This window comes from Siminovitchia thermophila (assembly GCF_016909185.1).
Classification (GTDB): domain Bacteria; phylum Bacillota; class Bacilli; order Bacillales; family Bacillaceae_C; genus Siminovitchia; species Siminovitchia thermophila.
On the sequence record NZ_JAFBFH010000003.1, the window covers coordinates 1 to 16,190 of the forward strand.

General features: G+C 43.4%; 10 protein-coding genes, 1 pseudogene and 1 other annotated feature. Of the genes and pseudogenes, 2 read left to right on the forward strand and 9 right to left on the reverse strand.

The features are described from left to right. A pseudogene (locus tag JOC94_RS02600) lies at positions 1-597 on the forward strand (exosporium leader peptide-containing protein); the annotation flags it as partial. Positions 598-1,198: 601 nt separating this feature from the next. Here the strand turns inward: JOC94_RS02600 and JOC94_RS02605 are convergent. The 8 genes from JOC94_RS02605 to aroC form a co-directional block, all read right to left on the reverse strand. After that, positions 1,199-2,035: a sulfurtransferase gene (locus JOC94_RS02605; protein WP_205178554.1), complete on the reverse strand. Its 837-nt coding sequence runs from the start codon at positions 2,033-2,035 to the stop codon at positions 1,199-1,201. A gap of 14 nt (positions 2,036-2,049) precedes the next feature. After that, complete coding sequence (locus tag JOC94_RS02610; protein WP_077113356.1) at positions 2,050-5,661, reverse strand: dynamin family protein; 3,612 nt, start codon at positions 5,659-5,661, stop codon at positions 2,050-2,052. 82 nt (positions 5,662-5,743) lie between these two features. Then, positions 5,744-6,265, reverse strand: a complete 522-nt coding sequence (locus tag JOC94_RS02615; protein WP_077113355.1) for an isoprenylcysteine carboxyl methyltransferase family protein — start codon at positions 6,263-6,265, stop codon at positions 5,744-5,746. After that, positions 6,265-7,332 carry a type III polyketide synthase gene (locus JOC94_RS02620; RefSeq protein ID WP_077113354.1) on the reverse strand — a complete coding sequence of 356 codons (1,068 nt, stop codon included), beginning with the start codon at positions 7,330-7,332 and terminating at the stop codon, positions 6,265-6,267. The genes JOC94_RS02615 and JOC94_RS02620 overlap by 1 nt, the downstream gene beginning before the upstream one ends. Before the next feature lie 180 nt (positions 7,333-7,512). Beyond that, positions 7,513-8,811 carry a 3-phosphoshikimate 1-carboxyvinyltransferase gene (gene aroA / locus JOC94_RS02625; RefSeq protein ID WP_408021899.1) on the reverse strand — a complete coding sequence of 433 codons (1,299 nt, stop codon included), beginning with the start codon at positions 8,809-8,811 and terminating at the stop codon, positions 7,513-7,515. Positions 8,812-8,825: 14 nt separating this feature from the next. Next, positions 8,826-9,926, reverse strand: coding sequence for a prephenate dehydrogenase (locus JOC94_RS02630; protein ID WP_077113353.1), 1,101 nt, complete (start codon positions 9,924-9,926; stop codon positions 8,826-8,828). A gap of 21 nt (positions 9,927-9,947) precedes the next feature. Beyond that, positions 9,948-11,033 (reverse strand): histidinol-phosphate transaminase, encoded by a 1,086-nt coding sequence (hisC, locus tag JOC94_RS02635; RefSeq protein WP_077113352.1) that lies wholly within the window; start codon positions 11,031-11,033, stop codon positions 9,948-9,950. 27 nt (positions 11,034-11,060) lie between these two features. Beyond that, complete coding sequence (aroC, locus tag JOC94_RS02640; RefSeq protein ID WP_077113351.1) at positions 11,061-12,233, reverse strand: chorismate synthase; 1,173 nt, start codon at positions 12,231-12,233, stop codon at positions 11,061-11,063. A 54-nt stretch (positions 12,234-12,287) separates the two neighbouring features. Continuing rightward, positions 12,288-12,513, reverse strand: a binding site (T-box leader). Between the two features lie 298 nt (positions 12,514-12,811). Here aroC and JOC94_RS02645 point away from each other — a divergent pair. Next, complete coding sequence (locus JOC94_RS02645) at positions 12,812-13,900, forward strand: bifunctional 3-deoxy-7-phosphoheptulonate synthase/chorismate mutase (protein WP_077113350.1); 1,089 nt, start codon at positions 12,812-12,814, stop codon at positions 13,898-13,900. 648 nt (positions 13,901-14,548) lie between these two features. Here the strand turns inward: JOC94_RS02645 and JOC94_RS02650 are convergent. Further along, entirely contained in the window at positions 14,549-16,060 is a 1,512-nt protein-coding gene (locus tag JOC94_RS02650; RefSeq protein WP_077113349.1) for a carboxypeptidase M32, read from the reverse strand. Positions 16,061-16,190 lie beyond the last annotated feature (130 nt).

The following is a 16,190-nucleotide window of genomic DNA, read 5'->3' on the forward strand; positions in this document are numbered from 1 at the left end:
ACGGGGCCAACAGGACCTATCGGACTTACTGGAGCAACGGGACCGACGGGGCCAACAGGACCTATCGGACTTACTGGAGCAACGGGACCGACGGGGCCAACAGGACCTATCGGACTCACGGGACCCACAGGGCCGACGGGACCGACGGGCGTAACGGGACCAGCATTTAACACATTTGCTGATCTTTCAGTTTATGGAGTTCGTGCGATTAATAATCAAAGTACAGTGATCTGGACTGTTGCACCATCAAGAACTTTCATTTCAAATATAGGCTTTAACGGAAGCGATTCTTTAATTATTCAACAGCCAGGGATCTATTATATGATTGGAGCACTCATGCCAAGCGTAGGAGTAGGCGGTTCATTTGGGGTGCAGATAGGTATTAATGGCACAACACCACAATTTGGATTTAGTGCTGCAAATTATGGAACTCCCGCCGGTCAAGAAGTTGTCGCCTTTGGTTTAGCTTCGTTAAATGTTGGAGATACCGTTGCACTTTTTAATATTGGAGCACCTACCTCGATTGGTGGCGCAATCGGTAACCAGCCAGATGGGCCGGCAGCTCGATTAACCATTTACAAAATTGCGGATTTATAGCCCCCTTGATCCGGAAATGAAAAAGCTATTTCGTGAATCGCGACTTTTACTCTTGATAAATCCTGAAGATACTGTCAGGATTAGGTTTATCGGGTAAACCAGAAACACGATTAGCAGTCTTCAACAATGGGATAAAGTTCATGTCAAACACATAGTAGCACAGACCAAGGTTTGTGCTACTATTTTTAGTAGAGGTTAAACATTCTTCGGGACTGTTTATGGCCATATTGAAAATTTGACTTGGCAATCTGTTTTTGGTTTACTACTGCGCTTTACAATGGAGGGGCTTGTCTTGAAAAGCATGTACGTTCCGGTCATTTCCAATTGCTTTTTTTATAAACACCGCAGAACATGATTGCTTCTGTATCATTTAGTACAAGTAAATCATTCTTTCATCGCGGTGTTCCTTCGTTCGATTTAGTCATTTAAATCATTTGTTTATTGATAATCGTAGTACATTAGAAAGTAGTAAAGTGGGAGTAATATGAAAATGTTAATGCCCGAAGTAAAAACGCAACTGCCGAGACACTGGCCAAGCTTCCCTTAAACCAAACGCCTCCCCACATTGGTGCATGATTCCGATCATTCCGAACTCAATCCCCTACTGCCCGTTTCCCTTTTCAACCTCATTTTCCGGATAGGAAACCCAGTCGGAATAACTTCCCGCGTACAGCTTGACCTTTTCAAACCCGGCCTCTAATAAGGCGATTATATTTGGCGTGGCAGAAACACCGGAGCCGCAATACACAATGATGTCATCTTCTTTTTTCAAGTGCGAAAACCGCTTTTTCTGTTCCTCGGGACTTTTCCAGCGGCCTCCTTCAAAGCTCTCGGTCCAAACGCAGTTAATGGCACCCGGGATATGGCCCGGGATGCGGTCTAGCGGCTCTTTTATTCCCAAATAGCGTTCTTTGGCCCGTGAATCTATCAAAACAGCCGAACGGGAAATCGTCTGCTTTTTAACCTCTTCATAAGAAGCTAACATGGAATGGTCCAATCGTATCTCAAACTGGGCGCGTTCAAATTCAGGGATGTCGTCTGTTACAGGCAACCCCGCCGCCTCCCAGGATTTCATGCCCCCGTCAAGAACGAAAACTTGTTCATGGCCCGCATATGTCATGAGCCACCAAAAACGAGAAGCAAAACAGCCTTCTCCCCCATCATAAGCAATGACATGCGTATGATTGCCAATGCCGGCTGCTTCCAATTTTCTTTTGAAAGTTTCCATATCGGGCAAGGGGTGGCGCCCGCCATGGGCTTTTACCTCTCCTGATAAATCGGATCCCAAACCAAAGTAGATGGCGCCGGGGATATGCTTCATCTCATATATTTTTCGCCCTTTGGATGGATCTCCCAACTGATAGGTGCAATCTACGATTCTGACATTTTTATCTCCAAGCCTATCTTTGAGCCATTTGACCGTTTTTATATGTTTCATGTCTTTCCTCCTCTTTATGACAAACTGGCGAGAGCATCGCGCAGGCGAATCCATTCGGACAATTTCCCCGCGTCTTCAAAGGCGACGAGCCAAGCCTCAAATTGTGCCTCGGCATCCCTTTGTATATGTTTGATGAGAAGGCTGTATTCTTGCTCGAGCAATTGCTGATAATGCCGGCTCAACTGTGCCAAACCTTCCTGCAAATAGTCGTCTGCAAGTGGCGAAAGGATGGATTCCAAATATTCTTCCATTCGTTTCTTACCGTTTTGTTCGAAAAAGGATTTTGTGTTCTTGAAATATTTAAAGGCCCCTTCAAGTTGGCGCTTTTCAATCGTTTGAAAAGCAGGCTCAAAATCAATGGATTCCGCTTTTTCAAACTCGATTGGAGAAAAGGCCAAGTCCTGCTGAATGTCTTTTGCTTCTGTCAACATTTGCTCAAAGCGTTCTTTCAACAACTTTTTCGCAAACTGTTCGAGACGTAATGAAGTAGCCCTCAATTCCTGGGCAAAGTCAAATCCGGCTGCTTGTAAATATTCATCCAACGCTTTATGGAGTGAATCGCGCTGTTGCAAGCTTGCGGGGTTAAAAGCTTCCTTAAAGAAATCCGGCAGCCTGAAAAATACCCTCTGTTTCACATAGTGGACTAATTCCTGCGCTTCCTGATGCAGCCTGTCAGGCATGGAGCCCGGTTGAGCAGAGCTGAGCCATTGATTTAATTGATCTCTCGCTTCTAGCAGTGCTCGTTTTCTTTCCCCTTTTATATGTTCATCCTCGCTAGCAGCCGCAATAATTTGGTCGAGCAGCGTTCTTGCCCGTTCAAATTCCGCTTCGACTGATTGCACCGCCATTTGCGTCAAGTCGGAATCAAGAAATTGCCGAAACACATCCTGGAACTCACCAATACCAGACTGTTCTCTCGTTTCTTGCTGCAGGGCCTGCTTGCTTGACAAGCCAAAAATTCTCGGGAAACGGATGCCGTATTCGGTAAGCTGGCTTTTGACGTACCGTAATACATCATCCACCTCACCCTTGGAAGATGCCAGATCAATAGCATTTACGATAAAAAACATCTTATCCAGTTCAAAAGCGTCCTTCACTCTTCCCAATTGGATCAGAAACTCCCTGTCGGCCTTTGAAAATGCATGATTGTAATACGTGACGAATAAAATCGCGTCCGAGTTTTTAATATATTCGAAAGCAACTCCCGTATGCCTTGCATTGATTGAATCGGCTCCAGGAGTGTCTACAAGTGTCACTCCCTTGCGTGTAAACGGACAGTCATAGTATAAATCGATTGATTCGACGAAGCATGATTTTGATTCCACTGCCACAAACTGTTGGAAGTCTTTTAAATCAGTTTGAATATCATGTCCCAATTCGCCCTTAAATACCTCATACCCGGTCATAAAAGCGGAAAGGAAAGATAAATGCACTTTTTCATTTCCATCATTCCGGTCGGCTTGTTTGGCCAACACTGTGGGGATAAGTGAATGGGCTTCATCCAATGTATGGGCTGTATGGCCAAACAGTTGCAATGACTGGCTTACGTCGGCAAGCATGTTTTCCGCCGTTTTGAACCGGACAACGGCTGTGCCGTGCTCATGCTTGTTATCGGGCGGACAAATTCTGTTGATGGCCGCCGTTGTCGGGTTCGGTGATACCGGAAGGACAGTTTCTCCAAGCAAGGCGTTGGCAAAAGATGATTTTCCGGCACTAAAAGCGCCAAATAAAGCAATTGTAAACCGGCTGTTTTTTAATCTGTTCACTTTTTGCCGCAACTGCTCTGTGATACGGTGAAATTGCTTTTCTTTAGCTAAAAGCAAGGCGGCTTGTTCCATTTTGGCCAACGTTTCATCGACAGGGACTGTTAGAGTGGCTGTTGTTTCATGCCCGCCCACAATCTCTTCTTTATGTTCTTGTTCATTCTCTAGCATATGTCGGCTTTCATCAAATACTTCCACCTGTTGCTCCAATGACTTCCATTCCGAAATCATTTCTGTTAACCGTTCTTCCTCGGTTCCGGTAGGTTCGGTGATGATGTCCGCTTTTTCATCAAACTCCTTTTCTATTTCTGCCGCTTTGCCCAGGGCGTCCGTCATTTCTTTTACTTGCTTCAGCTCTTGGCGAAGCGAGCTCATTTCTTTTTCGGCCCTCTTCTCCATTTCTTCTGTGACTAGTTGTTTCAACTCTTCGGATTGGCTGACTGCTATTCTTTTGATGCGAGTAGCAATCTCTTCACAATAATTCAGTACATATTCTCCCGTTACACGGGCTCCTTTTTTGATTGTTTCAATGAACAGCCGGTCGTCTATGTCCATTTTTAAACTTTGGGCCGCAGATTCAAGTTCGGAGTTGAATACTTGCGCCTCAGACAGCTTTTTGGCGAACAGCTCGCGCATATGCCACTCCATTTCTGTTTCAACCTGCTTTTTTACCTGCTCGGAAAAAGTGCGCAATCGCTGTTCTCTTTCGGTTTCCGTTTTTGCTTTGCTTCGAAAGAAACCGACTTTAAAATCGGGCTGGTATGCCTCCAAAAACTTTTCCGCCGCTTCCCTCGTTTCGTATGGCATTAAGTAGGCGTTTTTCAATAAACGCTCCCGTTCCTGATCCAATTCACTAGCCCATCGGCTTCCTCTTTCGGACAATTCCTCCAATTGACTTTCAAGGTGTTCCTCTTTTTGAAAAGCCTCAGCGATACGTTCCTCCGAATATTGGGAAAGCACATTGTCATATGGTTCAATTGCCAAGGACTTTTGTTCCTGTAGCCAATTTTTGTGTTCTTCCATCAATTGACTGTGGGCTGTTTGAATTGTTTCTTCCATCCATTGTTTATGGTCGAGCATCGCATGTTGAATAATCGTTTTTACTTCAAGAAATTCGTTGTGTTCATGATGGGGATCTTTCAAAGTAGTAAAAAACATTTTTTCAGGATGGACATCCCAGGATGCAAATGCATGCTGCACCGACTGCTTATAATCGTCGAAAGACAGTTCGCTGTCATTATGTTTATCAATTTGGTTAATGATTAAATACAGCCTTACCCCATGCTTTAACAAATTTTTTGTATAAATAAAGTTTAATTCCGACTGCACATGATTGTAGTCCATCACATAAAAAACAAGATCGGCCAAATGAAGTGCCGATTCGGTTGACAGCCGATGAGCGTCGTCTGTGGAGTCCACCCCCGGCGTGTCCATTATCGTAATTCCCTCCGGGATTTTACTCGTGGTTTTGCCAATCTCAATTTCAAGCGCATCACCATTTTTGCAAAATTGCTTTACTGTTTCAAAGCTGTATGGCGCATGAAATACGAGCGGCTTCTTATTTTGATAATACACTTTGGCAAATTCTTGCTCGGACGCAAAAACTTTTACGAGGTTTGCACTCGTGGGAATGGGGCTTGAAGGAAGAATGTCCTCCCCAATCAAGGCATTCACCATCGTTGATTTGCCGGCAGAGAAATGGCCGCTGAAAGCTGCGATAAAATCATTGGAATAGATTTTTTTTAGTAATTTTTTGGCTTTGTCGACACGTTCCCCGTCACCGTTTTGCTCAAACCTTTCAATGAAAGTTAATGATTTTTCAAGCAGGGAAACTCTTGCGTCTTTTTCCAGTACTTTTAGCATCCTTTTGATTAACCCCTTAATGTTACTTTTCTTTTTTCTACTCCATTTTACCTAATTTTTCGCTTTTTTCCCATAGTAATCGTCAGAAATAAGTGTCGTAATCTGTATTTTCCTTAAGGGCTCTTTCTTCCAATGGAATTCTTACCATTAGAATGATCTGGTTTAAAATAAAAAAGACACATGCCGTTACGTAAGCTTGAAATAATAAAGGAATCACCAATAATTCAATTGTTACAATGAAATAATTTGGATGCTTCATATATTTAAAAGGACCCTTTTTCACCACTTCTGCGCCTGGAAGGACGATGATTTTGGTATTCCAATATTTGCCCAGGCTGGAAATGACCCACACTCGTCCGATTTGAACAATGATAAAAAAGATCAGCAAGAGAGGCCAATAAGGATGCAAAGATCGGTTCATGATAAAAATTTCTACTATTAAAGAGATGAAAAATCCCACATGGATCAAAACCATAAATCTGTAATGATTCTGGCCATACTCCTTGGCACCCTGTTCTTTCATCCAGCGTTCGTTGCTGTTGGCAATGAACAATTCCACCACCCGTTGAAAAATCAAAAAAGCCAAAAATATGATAAACACCATCATTGCCACCTGACCAAAAGCATTTCCGAACTAAACCCGGGGCCAAGCGCCGTAATCAGGCCATATTCACCATCACCGATTTGTTTTTCTAAAAAACGCTTAAGGACAAATAAAACAGTTACAGAGGACATGTTCCCAAAATTCATCAGTATTTCAAGGGAATCAACTGTTTTATCCGGAGGGAGGCCAAGCGATTTTTCATAGGCGGAAATCACTTTTTTTCCTCCGGGGTGGGCAATAAAGTGATCGATATCTTCGATATGAAGCCCATGATGTTCCAAGAACCCTGTTGCGTTTGGCTTTAGCCATTTTTCAATCAGGGAGGGAATGCTTCTTGAAAAAACGACATACAATCCGTTATCTTTGATATTCCATCCCATTACATCCAATGAGTTTTCCAGCAATGTGGACTGCGTCCCCACAATGTGCGGGACGTGTTGTTGGACACTTTTCAATGATACATGATCACCGGCAACGAGAACAGCTGCAGCTCCGTCTGAAAACAGAGAAGTGCCGATCAAATTGCTCTTGGAAACGTCATCTTTTTGAAAAGTTAAGCTGCATAATTCTACTGCAATGACGAGGACTTTTTCATTGGGGAATGCCCGGCAATACTCAAAAGCCCTGGAAAGTCCTGCGGCACCTCCCGCGCATCCAAGGCCCCAAATCGGAATTCTTTTCATATTCCGGGAAAATGGCAATTCATTCATCAACCTGGCATCCAGGCTTGGGGTCGCCAGCCCCGAGGTGCACACCATAAACATAGCGCTGATTTCCTCGTGACCTATATGTACGTCATCCAGGCAGTCGTTGACAGCCTGCTTGCACAAGGGAAGGGCGCACTCCAAAAAAGCATCATTTTTTTCAGAAAAGGAATGGTCCTCATCGTACCATTCCAGATTTTTTGCGATATGTCTCTTTTTAATGTGGCCGTTATGAAAAACCGAAAGTAATCGTTCCACATCTTTAAAAGAATGGGAAAATAATTGCCTGGCAAACTCTACAGCTTGATCTTGTGAAACAATATGTTCAGGAACTCCTGTTCCAACTGATAGGATCTGCGGCAACTTCATATCCCCTTTCCCGCTTTTCTTTATCCCGCATGTAAGGTGCCGTAATACTCCTATTTCAAGACCTGAGTTGTTACAAAAGGTCTAAGTGGGAGAAAACGGCACCTAAATGCCCGATTCGTTCAACTAACATTCAGTAGGAGATGGAAGAAAACTCATACTGAATGAAGTTTCACTTTATGTGTTTGCGTGTTTTAATTGCTTCAACTGTTCAAAAAATCGAGGAAAAGAAATGCCGATCGCCTCGTTATTTTCTATGACTGTTTCACCTTTGGCGAGACAAGAGGCAATGGCGAGCATCATGCCAATTCGATGATCCCCGTGGCTGTTAACGGTTGCCGGCCGAAGTTTGGATGGACCATAAATTTTCATTCCATCATCTGTCGCCTCAATCTGCGCGCCCATTTTGGACAGTTCTTTTACAACCGTATCGATCCGGTTCGTTTCTTTTACTTTCAGCTCAGCCGCATCTTTAATGATCGTGACACCATCCGCTTGGGTTGCCGCCAAGGCAATAATGGGGATTTCATCAATTAATCTAGGAATGACGTCTCCGCCGATTTCAATTCCTTTTAAGGAAGAAGTTTTCACGGTAATATCGGCTACAGGTTCAATTGAATGGTCGTCTTTTCCTTCCACTAATATATCTGCGCCCATTTCTTTCAATACTTCTATTATGCCGGTTCTCGTTGGGTTTATTCCCACATTTTGAATCGTCAATTCACTGTTTGGAACAATAAGCCCCGCAACGAGGAAAAATGCCGCGGAAGAAACATCTCCCGGCACATGGATGGTCGTTCCTCTTAAGGATTGGTTTCCCTTTATTGTTTTTTTCAAACCATCTTCTTCCACATTACAGCCGAATAAACGCAGCATTCTCTCCGTATGGTCTCTTGACATTTGCGGTTCAGTAACGGATGTCACCCCATCAGCACGCAGCCCTGCCAACAAAACCGCCGATTTTACTTGTGCGCTTGCTACAGGTGAAACATAATCTATCCCGGTTAATGTGCCGCCGCGAATGCTGAGCGGTGTAAAGCGCCCATTTTCCCTGCCGTCTATTTTCGCTCCCATTTGCAAGAGTGGCTGCACCACCCTGTCCATCGGTCTTTTGGCAATGGATCCATCCCCGATGACGCATGCATGGAAGGGGGCATTCGCCAAAATCCCCAAGAGCAAACGGATTGTTGTCCCGGAGTTTCGCACGTCCAATATCTCTTTCGGTTCCTGTAAGCCGTCAATTCCCTTCCCTCTAATTTCAACATAATCTCCATCTCTTTCGATTTGAACGCCCATTTTTTGAAAGCAATCAATCGTCCGGAGACAATCATCTCCGGTTAAAAGCCCATGTATGCTGGTCGTTCCCTCCGCAATCGAACCAAACATGACCGCCCGGTGGGAAATGGATTTGTCTCCCGGAACGCTGAAAGTGCCCCTTAGCCGTATCCCTTCTTCTGTCTTCAACCGCATACTCATCATGCATCCCCCTTTTACATGTTCAAATATGTCTCGAAACCATCTCTTTCTAAGCACGCTTTGGCCCGATGCCTGTCTTCATCCGTTTGAAAGCTTAAACGAAGAACACCGAACACGTCTTCCCTTGCTTCAATAATGCGGATGTTTGTCAAGCTGATCTGCTCTTTCGCCAAAATAGTCGTTACATGGGAGATGACACCCGGCTTATCCAGCACATCCACAAATAAATCGTAAAACGCATCAATGGCTCCTTTTGCACGAACAGGGAGCGAATCGCGAAATTTCTTCGCTCCGGAAAAATAATGATAAATCTGTTCCCTATCCCCTTTTTTAACGAGTGATTTAACGAAGTCCATTTCATCGATCCATTCATCCAACAAGGCAATTAAACTCGATTTATTTTGTATAATGATGTCCCGCCACATTTCCGGACTGCTGGAGGCGATTCTGGTAATATCTCGGAAACCGCCTGCTGCCAGCCAGCGGACACGATCATTGGTTTGGGCGTGGCTCTCCACTTGCCGGACAAGACTTGAAGCAATCAGATGGGGCAAATGGCTGACGACTCCTGTTACCTGATCATGCTCTTTTGGATCCATCACAACAAAATGAGCTTTCGTTCCTTTCAACCAAGATTTTAACTCTGCAATTTTGTTTTCTTCAGTTTGGGAAGAAGGGGTTAACACATAAAAAGCATTTTCAAACAAGTGACCCCTTGCGCTTCCCGCACCTGTCTTATGGGATCCGGCCATCGGGTGGCCGCCGATAAAAGTGACCCCTTTTTCGCTAAGGATTTCAGCCTTTTCCATAATTTTTTCCTTCGTGCTGCCAACATCCGTCACAATCGCGCCTTGCTTTAAAGGCAACTCCGAAAGCCGCCCGATCATATGTCCCACTTCCTCAACCGGGCAAGCCAATATGATTAAATCACTTAAAACGGCTTCTTTCTCAAGCGATGACGCAATTTCATCAATGATGTGCATTTTTGCGGCCAGTTTGCAATTTTCTTCGTTCAAATCAAACCCCACAATATGGGCTTGATGTTCTTTTTTGATGGCAAGAGCTATCGAACCGCCAATAAGCCCTACACCTGCAATTAATACGCGTCTATCCAAAAGATGTCCCTCTCTATCTGTCTATTGTGTTACAAGCATCATCTTTTCCAATAGTTGAAAAAGCTCCTCGTTTTGTTCCTTTGTTCCGATTGTGATTCGGATGCCGTTTGGAAATGGCCTGACAATAAAACCTCTTTCAAGCAAATATTGAAAAACCTCCGCACTTTCTTTTCCTGGAATCCGAATGAAAATGAAATTTCCTTGCGAAGGGTAATATTCAAACCCGTTCCGTTTACATACATCATAAAATTTTTGTAATTCATCTTTGTTTTCACTGACACACTTTTCCACAAAAGCTTGATCTTGCAGAGCCGCAATGGCAGCTGTTTGCGCAAGGACCGAAGTATTAAACGGAAGCCGCGCCACATCCAATTGTTTAACAAGTTGTGCGTCCGCGATGCCGTAGCCAATGCGGAAAGCCGCTAACCCATATGCTTTTGAGAATGTGCGTAAAATAAGCAAATTTTTATAGTGGTCCAGCAAAGGAATTGTATCAGGAAAATCCTCGGCAACCGCATACTCATAATAAGCTTCATCCAATACGACCAGCACATGGGGTGGAACATTTTGTAAAAATTCATGGAGTTCCTCACTGTTTACATATGTTCCCGTTGGATTATTTGGATTGCAAATCCATACAACTTGTGTACGATCATCAATTTTTGCCGCCATGGCGTTTAAATCATGGCAGCCGTCTTTTAGCGGCACTTCCCGAACTTCCGCTTTCTGGATAACAGCATGGTGACGATATTGGGGAAATGTCGCATCAGCCATGACAGTATTTGCACCTTCTGAAAGCATTGCCCTGCTGATCATTTGGATTAATTCATCCAAGCCACTTGAAAAAATAAGCTGATTTTCATCCACTCTTAAGAACTTGGCTACTTCTTCCCTTAGCGTAATAGCTGCTCCGTCAGGGTATACAGCAAAGCTCTCCAAGGAAGAAATGGCTTTGCGTACGAGTGGTGAAGAACCGTATGGGTTTTCGTTCGATGCCAATTTGACAATCTTTGTTAATCCGTATTCCCGTTTCACCTCTTCGCTTGATTTTCCTGGTGAATAGGCTTTTAACGTCAACAATTCAGGGTTTACCTTTACTACTTCCATGTTGATCCCACCTTTCTATTTTTTCGGCTAGAAATTTTTTGTGTATGCCCTATACTGATTGATATTTTCTTGAATTTGTCCGATCTGATCATGGCCAAACTTTTCTAAGACCGCAACCGCCAATTCCCAAGCGACAGCAGCTTCAGCAACAACGCTTGCTGCCGGAACAGCGCAGCTATCAGAGCGTTCAATGCTTGCCTGGAAAGGCTCCTTCGTATCAATATCAACGCTATTTAACGGTTTGTACAAGGTCGGAATCGGCTTCATCACGCCCCTGATGACGATTGGCATCCCCGTCGACATACCGCCTTCAAGACCTCCGGCATTATTCGTTTTTCTCGTATAGCCGTTTTCTTCATCCCACATTATTTCATCATGTACAAGGCTTCCCGGTTTATGGGCCGCTTCAAATCCGACACCAATTTCAACACCTTTAAAAGCGTTTATGCTCAAAATGGCACCGGCAAGTTTGGAATCAAGTTTCCTGTCGTAATGGACATAGCTGCCTACCCCAATCGGCATACCCTCTGCTATTACTTCAACGATGCCGCCAATTGAATCCCCTTGCGCTTTTGCATCATCGATGGCTTTCATCATTTTTTCGGCAGCCGCTTCATCAAGACAGCGTACTGGAGAAGCTTCTGTCCTTTTCTGGAGATCCTCGATATTGTCGTAATGGACATTTTCGGCCCTGACGCCGCCAATTTCCAGAACATGCCCGCCGATGTTGATTCCAAGTTCAGCGAGTATGATTCTGGCAACTGCCCCTGCAGCCACTCTTACCGTCGTTTCTCGCGCAGAAGAACGTTCCAGCACGTTCCGCATGTCTCTATGGCCATATTTGATAGCGCCGTTTAAATCGGCATGACCTGGGCGCGGTCTTGTAATTTGTCTTTTTACCTCGTCTTGTTCCTCTTTTGAAAGGGGTGCGGCCCCCATGATTTTTTTCCAATGTTTAAAGTCGCGATTTGTGACAACAAGTGTTATGGGAGCACCGATCGTTTTACCATGGCGAACCCCGCTTAGTATCTGCACTTCATCCTTTTCAATTTGCATTCTTCTTCCACGGCCATACCCTTTTTGTCTGCGGGCCAACTGCTCATTGATCATGTCAGCCGTCAAAGTCAGCCCCGCTGGAACTCCCTCCAAAATGGTCGTTAGTTGCGGGCCATGTGATTCTCCTGCCGTTAAATACCTCATTCCCAATTACCTCCAATAAAAAGTAAATAAAATGAAAAAATCGCCCCTGCTATCAGCAGGGACGATTGAATCGCGGTACCACCCTCATTGTGGAAAAAAACTCCACCTCTTTATACAGATAACGGATGTCCCGTCTTTTCTTACTTGTTACAAGACGCCAATCGTTCAGAAAAGAAGCTCGAGGCCGTAATTCATGTTCATTTATATACTGGCTCCCACCATACACCAGCTCTCTGCAATAGTGAAATGAACACTACTCTCACCTTGTCATTGCCAATTATCAAAGTTATTTATCATTAATTTTTACCACATAAAACCTTGTTTGTAAAGAGGGCATTTGAATCATCCTAAAAATTGATAAAAACTTTACATAATATTTTTCCCCTTTTATTTTATAGCTGTTACAATACATATTGTGCAAACAATTTAAAAAAGTCTATTGACAAAACTTGAATAACGGTATAATGTGTTGAGCTATCAACAAAAATTATAACACAACTGCTTTACAGCGTTGAAGTCCTAAAGTAAGATTCGCTTCAACGGGAAGTTCAGTGAAAATATTTAAGGAGGGCTTATCGTTGTCTGATCTCGAAACATTGCGTTCGCGAATTGAAAAAACAACATTACAAATGTTGGAACTATTGAATGAACGCGGCAGTATTGCCCAAGAAATTGGGAAATTAAAAGAAATGCAGGGCGTTAAGCGCTTTGACCCTGTTCAGGAGCGTAAATTGCTGAACTTATTGGCCGACCATAATAAAGGCCCATTCTCAACCGCCACTGTTCAGCATATTTTCAAACAAATCTTCAAAGCGAGTCTTGAACTACAGGAAGATGATCACCGTCAGGCCCTGCTTGTATCAAGAAAGAAAAAAGCTGACGATACGATTGTTGAAGTAAACGGGGAAAAAATCGGGGACGGGCAGACCTACTTTATTATGGGACCGTGTGCCGTTGAAAGCTATGATCAAGTAAAAGCTGTCGGCAAGGCCTTGAAAAATAATGGACTCAAGCTGTTGCGCGGGGGAGCTTTCAAACCGAGAACTTCACCTTACGACTTCCAAGGCCTTGGTCTGGACGGACTAAAAATTTTAAGACAAGTGGCTGATGAAGAAGGGCTTGCGGTTGTCAGTGAGATTTTGAACCCGTACGACATGGAAGCGGCACTCGACTATGTTGATATCATTCAAATCGGCGCCCGCAACATGCAAAACTTTGAATTATTGAAAGTGGCCGGAGCCGTCAAAAAGCCTGTTTTGTTAAAACGGGGATTGGCTGCCACTATTGAAGAGTTTATGTATGCGGCAGAATATATTCACGCCCAAGGAAATAGCGAGATCATCCTCTGTGAAAGAGGCATTCGCACATATGAAAAAGCAACAAGGAATACGCTCGACATTTCCGCTGTGCCGATCTTGAAAAAAGAGACTCATTTGCCTGTCGTTGTGGACGTTACACACTCCACTGGCCGTAAAGATCTCCTGCTTCCTGCTACAAGAGCGGCCATTGCGATCGGAGCGGATGCGGTCATGGCTGAAGTTCATCCAGATCCTGCTGTGGCTCTTTCTGATTCCGCACAACAAATGGATATCGCCCAATTTAACGAATACATGGATGATGTCAAGACATTTGCCAAAAAAATTCAAAAAGAAACAGCCGACGTATAATCATTTGAAATGATTCGCTTCGCATTGCGTGAAGTGAATCGTTTTTTTTTAGGTCTGAGGAATCCGAAACCGAACATGATTTACTTTCCCTGTAGCTTTTTAAAAAGCTTAGCATACGTTAATAAAAATACAGATTGTACAATGATCATTAGTGACATTGTGAATGTTTGTACATGATGGTCAAGTATATTCAATATAGCCATAATGAATCCGGTTACAATAGAGTGAAACCTCATTCAGGAGGAGTTCCATCTCCTACTGAATGTTAGTTGAACCAATCGGGCATTTAGGTGCCGTTTTTCTCCCACTTAGACCTTTTGTATTAAATCAGGTCTTGAAGGGGTGTATATGGCATCTTACATACGGGATAACCATGGCACTTAGAAAAGGTATGACCTTCAATAATATTTCAGAATTTTTAGTTGCAAGGTGCTATTCCCTCCCCTCCACCTACTGCCTTTCATACGTTCTTACCGATCCAAAAGCTTTCTCACAATCCCTCCTTATCAAAAAAACTCGCCATTCGGTACATTACCGCGGCGAGGAATATGTCTATTTGCTTGTCATATCCTTGAATCAGAACGACCAAAACAGCGAGGTGACATGTTTTAACAGAAATATTGGACTTTATTTTTATAAAGAAAATGCTTACAAAGCATATAGAGCTGAATATTTATCAACGAGGTAGCGAGTCAAATAATCAGCAGTTAAGCGTTCGCCGGTTACATCTTGAATAATTTCCAAAGGTTTTTTTGTTTTTCCGAACTGATGAATCTTTTCATTAAGCCATTTTTTTATCGGTAATAGTTCGCCATTTTCCAACAGCTCATCGTATGAAGGCAGGTCTTGCAACATCGCATGTTTCATTTGGGCAGCATACATGTAACCAAGTGCATAGGACGGAAAATAGCCAAAGCTCCCTGACGACCAATGCACATCCTGTAAAATGCCTTCGGCATCGTTATTAGGACAGATTCCCAAATATTCCTCGTACTTGGCGTTCCACATCTCCGGCAAATCTTTTACGCTGACTTCATCGTTAAACAACGCTTTTTCAATTTCATACCTGATAATGATATGTAAAGAATACGTCAAATTGTCCGCTTCAATTCGGATAAAAGAAGGCTTTGCCTCGTTTATGGCGAAATAAAAATCATCGAGAGGAACATGATCAAGTTGGCCATTGGCATAAGATTTCAGCAAATGATAATTGTGAACCCAAAATGAACGGTTCCGCGCAACGATATTTTCATAAAAAAGCGACTGGGATTCATGGATACCCATTGATGTTCCGGTGCAAAGCGGAGTTCCAATTAGTGTTTGTGAGATATTTTGCTCATAGATTGCATGCCCGCCTTCATGGATTGTTCCGAATACGGCAGTCCTCCAATCGTTTTGATTATATCTCGTTGTGATACGTACATCCCCCGGATTTAGTCCTATGGCAAATGGATGCACCGTTTCATCAAGCCGGCCGGCTTGAAAATCGTAGCCCATTTGTTCCAATATTTTCAGGCTGAATTCTTTTTGGTTTTTGATCGGGATGGAACCCCAGAAAATATCTTTGGACGGCTTTTTTCCCGAGTCGGCAATGTTCCTGACCAATGGAACGATTGTTTTCTTCAACGCGGAAAATTCCTTGTCAATTGTTTTTACCGTTACTCCCGGCTCGTAAAGATCCAACAGTGCATCATATTTATTTTCGCTGTATCCCCAGTAGTTAATAAATTTTTTGTTAAACTCGACCAGCTTCTCCAAATAAGGCCGGAACATTTCAAAGTCGGATTTGGCCCGTGCTTCTTCCCAAACCGATTCGGCTTCTGCTTGTAAAATGACATATTCTTTATACTCTGCTGGAGGTATTTTTATATTTTGATTATATGTTTTTTTGCACTCTTCCAGTGTTTTTTGTCCAAGGCTTGACAGTGTCTCTTTTTTTCCTGAAAGGCTTGCAATAAATGCGGCCATTTCTTCAGACGTAGACATGTGAAAGTATTCAGAAGCAAGAACACCGATCACTTGCGACCGTTGCTGCAACCCTTTTTTCGGCGCCCCCGTCCGCATATCCCAGTAAATAAGCTGCAACGCCTCGTCATATGCCTCCATTTTTTTTACATAATTTAAGAATTTTCCTTCTTTTTCAAGCGCGCGTTTCCCCATATGACAGCCCCCTCTAAAATAATCACTCCATATTTGCAAAAGGACCAAGCCTTCCACATCATATTAGTATAATATAAGTCCTATCGTCCAGTAGATCGCAATAAAAAATGAAACGCGGCGAATGATTCCA

What these genes read in the sequence shown, in the direction of transcription:
- hisC (WP_077113352.1), bottom strand. Translation starts at nt 11,033, where the DNA reads ATGGAAGTAGTAAAGGTAAACCCTGAATTGTTGACGTTAAAAGCCTAT.
- JOC94_RS02605 (WP_205178554.1), bottom strand. Translation starts at nt 2,035, where the DNA reads ATGAAACATATAAAAACGGTCAAATGGCTCAAAGATAGGCTTGGAGAT.
- aroA (WP_408021899.1), bottom strand. Translation starts at nt 8,811, where the DNA reads ATGAGTATGCGGTTGAAGACAGAAGAAGGGATACGGCTAAGGGGCACT.
- JOC94_RS02650 (WP_077113349.1), bottom strand. Translation starts at nt 16,060, where the DNA reads ATGGGGAAACGCGCGCTTGAAAAAGAAGGAAAATTCTTAAATTATGTA.
- JOC94_RS02610 (WP_077113356.1), bottom strand. Translation starts at nt 5,661, where the DNA reads ATGCTAAAAGTACTGGAAAAAGACGCAAGAGTTTCCCTGCTTGAAAAA.
- JOC94_RS02615 (WP_077113355.1), bottom strand. Translation starts at nt 6,265, where the DNA reads ATGGTGTTTATCATATTTTTGGCTTTTTTGATTTTTCAACGGGTGGTG.
- aroC (WP_077113351.1), bottom strand. Translation starts at nt 12,233, where the DNA reads ATGAGGTATTTAACGGCAGGAGAATCACATGGCCCGCAACTAACGACC.